The organism is Streptomyces albidochromogenes, from assembly GCF_005981925.1.
Taxonomy (GTDB): Bacteria; Actinomycetota; Actinomycetes; order Streptomycetales; family Streptomycetaceae; genus Streptomyces; species Streptomyces albidochromogenes.
Genome location: NZ_VBVX01000528.1, coordinates 1 through 2,394, shown reverse-complemented (window position 1 = coordinate 2,394; position 2,394 = coordinate 1). Strand labels below are relative to the sequence as shown.

Below are 2,394 nucleotides of genomic sequence, written 5' to 3'. Positions count from 1 at the left end.
TCCCCGCCCCCGCACGGGGCGGGGACGGGGCCGTTCGGGTTCAGCCGCGGTGGAGGGGTCAGCCGTGGGGAAGGGTCAGCCGAGCTTGGCCAGCTGCGCGTCGATGGCTTCCTTCGGCTGGTCCGCCTTGCCCATCAGGCTCATCGCGAAGAAGGACGCGAGCGTGTTGCCCTTGCGCACGGTCACCAGCTGGGCCGTGCCGGTCTCGCCGCCCATGTCGGTCGACAGGGTGAAGGCGACCGCCTCGTCCCCGGCGGTGTAGGACGCCGGGGCGACCTTCGAGTACGTGACCTTGTCCGGGCCGGCGATGGTGGTGAAGCCGCCGGCGCACGCCTTGCCGGCGTCGCGCAGCGCGGCGAGGGCCTCCTGGGCGCCTTCGCCCTCGTAGGAGGCCAGGGTGTCGGTGATGATCACGGCCTTGCCGACGGCGTCGAGACCGGCCTTCAGCTTCTCCTCGGGCGAGGCGTCCTCGGCCGGCTTCTCGGGCATGACCGAGATCCGGCGCAGCGACTTGGCCGCGGGCGAGCCCGGGGTCCGCATCGAGGTGGCGTCGACGAGCGGCTTGCACGCGGGCTTGTCGGGCTCGGCGATCTCCGCGGCGGCGAGGTCCGCCTTCAGGGGCTTGATGACCTTGTGGTTCTTCACGTCGCCCTCCGCGAGGACGAGCTTGTCCAGCTCGGCCTGCGACAGGGTCTTCGCGGAGGACGCGGCCGCCGCACCCTCCTTCTTGCCCTTGCCCTCGGGCGCGTCATCGGCGGACTTGTCGCCGCCGCAGGCGCCGACGAGCAGGGCCAGGGAGAGCGCGGAGGCGGCGACGGCGGTACGGCGGACAGTGGTGCGGCGCATGGAACAGCATTCCTCTGGTTCGGTGAACGGATCCCCCCGCGTGACGCTCACCCGTCCGGTGACACGCGGAATGTGTTGCTGGCCAGTGAATCTACGACCTGCGAGCCCCGGATGATCAATGAATTACGCCCGCGCGCGAGATCGTGACGCCCGCGCAACGGCAGAGCCACGCAATCGAGACGCGTTCCGGTACAACCCTCGCCCGGCGGGCCTCAGTCGAGCGGGAGCGCGTAGAAGTTGCGGCCCCGCCACACCACCGCGGCCCGGTCGCCGAACGGCTGCGCCCGGTACGCCGCCCAGGCGTCCTCGGCGCCCGCCGCCGTCTCGCCGGAGTCCTGGAACTTCCACCGGCGGCGGCCGTCTGCCGCGCCGATCGCGGTGACCTGGGTGTCGTTGAGCGCGAGGACGGTACGGCCGCTGCCGCTGAGCGCGATGCGCGCGGTGGCCTGCCCCGGGTACTCGGTGGCCCGCTGCCACCGCTGGTCCCCGGACGCCGTGTCGACGGCGTACACCTCGCTGCGCCCACTGGGCACGTACAGCGTCGTGCCGCCCACGACGCCGCGCCCGAAGCCGTACGGTGCGGAGCCGGCGGGGCCGGAGGCGTCCTCGGCCTTCCACAGCTTCTTGCCGTTGCGGGTGTCGTACGCCTGGAGGCCGCCGTCGACCGCCGCGTAGAGCCGGCCGGACGGGTCGTCGGTGACGCCCGCGTCGGGACGCACGCCGGGGAACGACTTGCGCCACAGCGTCTTGCCGGTCCTGCGGTCGACGAGGACGAAGGCCGCCTTGCCCTTCGCCTTCTTCTGCTGGTCGGCGGTGAGCGAGCCGTTGTCCTGGCGGACCAGCAGGCCGCCGGGGCGCAGGCCGACCGCCTCGTAGCGGGGGACGGGGCCGGGGCGGCCGTTCGGCATCTCGGTGCGCCACAGCTCCTTGCGCACGGCCATGTCGTAGGCGAGGAGGTACGTCCGGGTGCGCGTCACTTTGTTCTTCTTGCCGCCCAGGGTCTCGACCCTGGCGGAGAACCAGACGACGGGGCCGTCGGCGGCCACCCTCCCGCCCAGGGTGGCCCGGGTGTCCTTCTGGCCCTTCGTCAGAAGGGTTGCGTACGGCACCCGGTGCTTGACCGTGCCGTCCTTCACGGACAGCCAGAGGAAGTCGGTGGCGGTGACGACGAAGCAGTGGCTGCCGTCGGCGGCTTCGGGGCCGTACTTCGTACCGGCGGCCTTCTGCTCCCAGAGCCGGCGGCCGGTACGCAGGTCCAGCGCGGTCGTCAGGTCCTCGCCCGGGATCAGCAGCACCTGATCGCGCCAGAGACGGGCGGCCGGTCCGCCGGCCACCAGCGCGACGGGGTGCCGGTAGTGCCAGAGCGGGTCCGGGGCGACGCCCGGCAGCGGCTTGCGGCGGGCGGCGGGTTCGGGATCGTCCGTACGGACCGGGGGCGCGTCGTCCTCGCCGCCGGAGAGGGCGAGTACGCCGCCACCGCCGACCAGCAGCCCCGCCGCGCCCGCGGCCAGCCCGGTGAGCAGCCCGCGCCTGCTGAGGCCCCCGAAC

Annotated in this window: 2 protein-coding genes; both read right to left on the bottom strand. The window is 73.2% G+C overall.

The features are described from left to right. Positions 1-75: 75 nt before the first annotated feature. Positions 76-846 carry a hypothetical protein gene (locus E2E34_RS33435; protein ID WP_138905586.1) on the bottom strand — a complete coding sequence of 257 codons (771 nt, stop codon included), beginning with the start codon at positions 844-846 and terminating at the stop codon, positions 76-78. Positions 847-1,058: 212 nt separating this feature from the next. Continuing rightward, a partial coding sequence (locus tag E2E34_RS33430; RefSeq protein WP_167518440.1) for an outer membrane protein assembly factor BamB family protein occupies positions 1,059-2,394 on the bottom strand: 1,336 nt, incomplete at its 5' end.